The 4,281-nt window shown below is 72.0% G+C and carries 5 protein-coding genes; 1 reads left to right on the forward strand and 4 read right to left on the reverse strand.

Features of this window, described 5'->3' with window-relative positions; all coding sequences use genetic code 11:
- From KD1_RS15410 to KD1_RS15420, 3 genes are all read right to left on the reverse strand, one after another.
- The coding region (locus KD1_RS15410) for a thiolase family protein (RefSeq protein WP_281177630.1) at window positions 1–601 on the reverse strand (601 nt) is incomplete at its 3' end.
- Between the two features lie 101 nt (window positions 602–702).
- Window positions 703–1,692 (reverse strand): AMP-binding enzyme, encoded by a 990-nt coding sequence (locus KD1_RS15415; RefSeq protein WP_068403390.1) that lies wholly within the window; start codon window positions 1,690–1,692, stop codon window positions 703–705.
- Window positions 1,679–2,266, reverse strand: coding sequence for a biotin transporter BioY (locus KD1_RS15420; RefSeq protein ID WP_068403392.1), 588 nt, complete (start codon window positions 2,264–2,266; stop codon window positions 1,679–1,681). Before KD1_RS15420 ends, KD1_RS15415 begins: the two co-directional genes overlap by 14 nt.
- A 71-nt stretch (window positions 2,267–2,337) precedes the next feature.
- Between KD1_RS15420 and KD1_RS15425 the strand changes: the two genes are divergently transcribed.
- A complete protein-coding gene (locus KD1_RS15425) occupies window positions 2,338–3,768 on the forward strand; it encodes an MBL fold metallo-hydrolase RNA specificity domain-containing protein (protein ID WP_068403395.1) in 1,431 nt (476 codons plus the stop codon).
- 143 nt (window positions 3,769–3,911) lie between these two features.
- Here KD1_RS15425 and KD1_RS17030 read toward each other — a convergent pair.
- A partial coding sequence (locus KD1_RS17030) for a hypothetical protein (RefSeq protein ID WP_217995913.1) occupies window positions 3,912–4,281 on the reverse strand: 370 nt, incomplete at its 5' end.

Consider the following 4,281-nt stretch of genomic DNA (forward strand, 5'->3'; position numbering starts at 1 on the left):
CGGCGTCGAAGCGGCCGGCCTGCTGCGCGGCGACCGCGCGGGCGTGGGAGCGGGCGGCGTACTCGTCCTGGCGCTCGCGGGTGATGCCGCGCGATCGGGCGAACGCATCGTTGGCCGGGCCCATGTCGGGGTCACGGTCGGGTGGGGCGAACGGGGCACGCTCGTAGCGCTGCGGCTTCGTGCCTGCCGGTGACTCCGTGCCTGCAGGTGATGGGGGCCAGAAGCGCCAGGGTGCGGTGGAGGCGGACTCGGCGCCACCGGCGATGATGGCTCCGCGTCGGGTGTGGAGCAGCGCAGCGCCCAGGTCAATGGCGGCCAGGCCGCTGGCGCACTGGCGGTCGACGGTCAGGGCCGGGACGTCATCGCCCAACCCGGCGGTCAGGGCCGCGACGCGAGCGGGGTTGCCGCCCGGGCCCATCGTGTTGCCCATCACCACGTCAGTGATGGTCGGCGCCGGCGTCAGGTGGCGGGCGTGCTCGGCGAGCCGGCTGAGGACCGGGGCGGCGAGGTGCTCGACGGGAATCTGCGCCAGGGCATGGTGTGCGGTGCCGATCGGGGTGCGCAGAGCCGCCACGATGACGGGGGACTCGGGCGCAGGCACGCCCTCCAGAGTAGAGCGTGTGCATTTGAGGTATCGAAAGCGAATCGACCCTGACCCAGAACCGCGGAAAATCAGCCTGCTCGCGCTGGTTCGCGAGACTTTCAGTACCTCATCCGTACAGCTGCCTCGACCGCAGCCCGGTCGACCTTGCCGTGCGGGGTCAGGGGCAGCGACTCGCGCACGACCCAGCGGCGCGGGCGGTGCGTGGCCGGGAGCGCCTCACGGGCCCGAGCCTGCGCCGCCTCGCGATCGGCCTCCGAGGTGACGACCGCGGCGATGACGTGCCCCAGATCCGGGTGGGGCACTCCCACGATGACCAGTGGCCCGACGCACGCCGCGCGCAGTTCGTGCTCGATGTCGGCGACGAGTACGGTGGCCCCGGCCGTCGTGATCGCGCCGCTGCGCCCGGTCACGGTCAGGTGGTCGCCGACCAGCGTGCCGCGGTCCCCAACCGTGCGCCACCCCGCGGCGTCCATCCGCACAGCCGTGGGCTCACCCGGGGCAGGGGCCTGCGCCAAGAAGGGGGAGCGCACCCAGATCTCACCGTCGCGGACCTCCACCTCGACGCCGGGGAAGACGCGCAGGTCCTCGGCGTGCGAGCCCCAGGCAACGAACGAAAACTCGGCGGCGCCGAAGTAGTGATGCACGGTGGCCCCCACCGCGGTGGCCGCATCGTGGGCGCGGCGTTCCAGCCGGTCCCCGGCGGTGATGACCGTGACCCCGGCGAGGTCGGCCGGTCGGCTCGCCACCAGCGCCGCCAGCCGCGCCGGGGTCAGGTGCGCGTGGGTCGCCGGCGCCAGATCAGCCACCACCTGGGCGCCCACCGCCGCGGCATGCACCAGGGCGAACAGTGTCATCGTCGCGGAGCGCGGCCCGGGCACCCACACCCGACTGGTCGCGTCGATCCCGCTGAGCCGGCTCACCGCCGCGAACGAATCGACCCAGGAGGACGTCGTGCGCACGATGCGTCGGGGCGCCGAGGACGTCCCCGAGGTGGCCAGGACCAGCCGGCGGCCGGCCACATGTGCCGTCTCGAAGGCGGCCGCCACCTCGTCGGCCGACGCCAGATCCAGGGGCTCAGGCGGCCGCAACGGGCTCCCGCCGACGGCGCGGCAACAGTCCGGGGTACGCCGCATGCACCCCACGCGCGATGAGCGCCGTGAGGACGGCCTTGATGACGTCACCGGGCATGAACAGCGCCGCGGCCTTCGTGGCGGCGCCGATCGACAGGTCCGCGCGCCACATCATGCCGAGGATGCCGATGGCGTTGAGCACGAGCACCCCACCCACGAGAGCCGCCACCAGCCCGACGACGATCCGGTACGGCGCTCCGGCCGTGTACACGCCGCCGCCGATGACCCACGCCGCCACCGGGAACCCGATGAGGTACCCGATGGTCGGTGAGGCGAACACGCCCAGTCCGCCGCGCCCGCCGGCGAGCAGCGGCAGACCGATCGCCACGAGCGCGAGGAACAGCAGCACGGCCCCGGCGCCGCGCCTCGGGCCCAGAATCGCCCCGCACAACATGACGCCCAGGCTCTGCGCGGTGATCGGCACGGCCTGGCCGAAGGGGTACATCGCCGGGATGAGGCCGAGCACGGCGATGATGCCGGCGAACACGGCGATGAGCGCAAGGTCGCGCGAGGTACTGCGGGGCGTCGTCATGAACGGCGATGGTACTGCCGCGCCGGGCCAACGCCCAGACGTTGTCCGTGTGGTGTGGCAAGGTCGAAGTCATGGCCATTGCGCACCCAGTGACCCTGACCTTCCTCGGCGCCGCCGGCACGGTGACCGGGTCGAAGTACCTGCTCACCATCGGCGAGCGTCGCATCCTCGTCGACGCCGGCATGTTCCAGGGCGAGAAGGAGTGGCGCCTGAAGAACTGGGAGCCACTGCCCGTCGACGCCGCTTCGATCACCGACGTGTTGCTCACGCACGCGCACACCGACCACAGCGCCTACCTGCCGGCGCTGGTGCGTCAGGGTTTCACCGGCCCGATCTGGGCCACCGACGGCACCATCGCCCTGACCGAGATCGTGCTGCGCGACTCCGCCAAGCTGCAGGAGTCGGCGACCAAGGAGGCCATCGCCGGCGGTTACTCCAAGCACGCCGCTCCGGTACCGCTGTATGACGGGGGTGACGTCGAGGCGACCTTGCCGTTGTTCCGGGAGGTCGAATTCGACGCTCCGCTCGATCTGGGCGACGGCGTCAGTGCCACGTGGGTCCGCGCTGGGCACATCCTCGCCTCGGCGAGCATCCGGGTCGAGACGCCCGAGACCTCGGTCCTCTTCTCCGGTGACCTCGGTCGTCACGATCACCCGATCCTCAAGCCGCGTGCCACCCCGCGGGGCGCGGCCTACGTGGTCATGGAGTCGACCTACGGCGACCGCGAGCACCCGGAGCCGGAGGTGCCGCACGAGCCGCTCGCCGACGCCATCCGCCGCACGATCGAGCGGGGCGGAGCCGTCGTCATGCCGGCCTTCGCGATCGATCGCACCGAGGTCATTCTCTACGCGCTGTCGCAGATGATGCGCGAGGGCCGGATCCCCGTGGTGCCGGTCATCGTCGACGGCCCGATGGCGCTCAAGGCCCTCGAGGTCTACACCGACACCTCGCTGGACGAGTTGCGTGACGGAGTCTCGGTCACGGACTTCGCGCGTCTACCCACGTTGGAGATCACGCGCACGTCGAACCAGTCGAAGGCCCTGAACAAGCGGCGGGACCCGCGGATCATCGTGTCCTCCTCCGGCATGGCCGAGGGGGGTCGCGTGCTGCACCACCTGGCCCGTCTGCTGCCCGATGCCCGCAACACCGTCGTCCTGACCGGTTTTCAGGCGGCCGGCACGCGCGGCCGGGCGTTGGAGGAAGGCGCTCGCGAGGTCAAGATCAACGGCCACTACGTGCGCGTGCGGGCCGAGATCGTCCGGGACGCCGAGTTCTCCGTCCACGGCGACGCCTCCGACCTCCTCGACTGGGTGCGCGCCCTGGACCCGGCGCCGGAGACGGTGTTCGTCACCCACGGTGAACCCGACGTGGCCCGCATCCTCGCCGACCGGATCGAGGACGACCTCGACATCGACGCTGCGGTGGCCACCTACGGCGAGGTCGTCAGCCTGCTGCCGGCCATCCGGGACGAGCAGATCGAGGAGGTGCCGGAGGAGGGATGACATGCGAGAATGGCGCTCATGTGGCCGTTCTCGCATTCCCGCGCGGGCCAGCATCGAGCACATCTCGGTACTGGCCCCACCTTGGCATGGTTGGGCGCCGGGGGCGTGGTCGCCGCGCTGGTGGCGACAAGTTTGGCCGTCGGTCAGGTGCGTGACCTGACCGTCGAGACGCTCACACCCGCCGACGCGGCCACGTCCTCGTCCACGCCGTCGTCGGACTCGACGTCCTCGACTTCGGGGTCGAGCACGTCCGCGTCGACCACCTCCGTCGAGCGAGGCCGCGATGCCACGGCCGGCGGAGAATCGTCGGCCACGGGCAGCGCCGGCAACTCGGCAACCACGAAGGCCGGTGAACAGTCGGTGACGGGCGATCCGGGCACCGGGATCTCCCCGGGGTCGGCCAACTCCGCCGGCCACCCGGCGGCCGTCCCGGGGTCGAGCACCCCCGGTGGCGCGGCTCGCCCGGTATCGCCCGCGAACCCGGTGGCCCCCACGAGCGGAGTGACGCCCGGG

The sequence above is a fragment of the Kribbia dieselivorans NBRC 106261 genome, from assembly GCF_001552435.1.
GTDB lineage: Bacteria > Actinomycetota > Actinomycetes > Actinomycetales > Dermatophilaceae > Kribbia > Kribbia dieselivorans.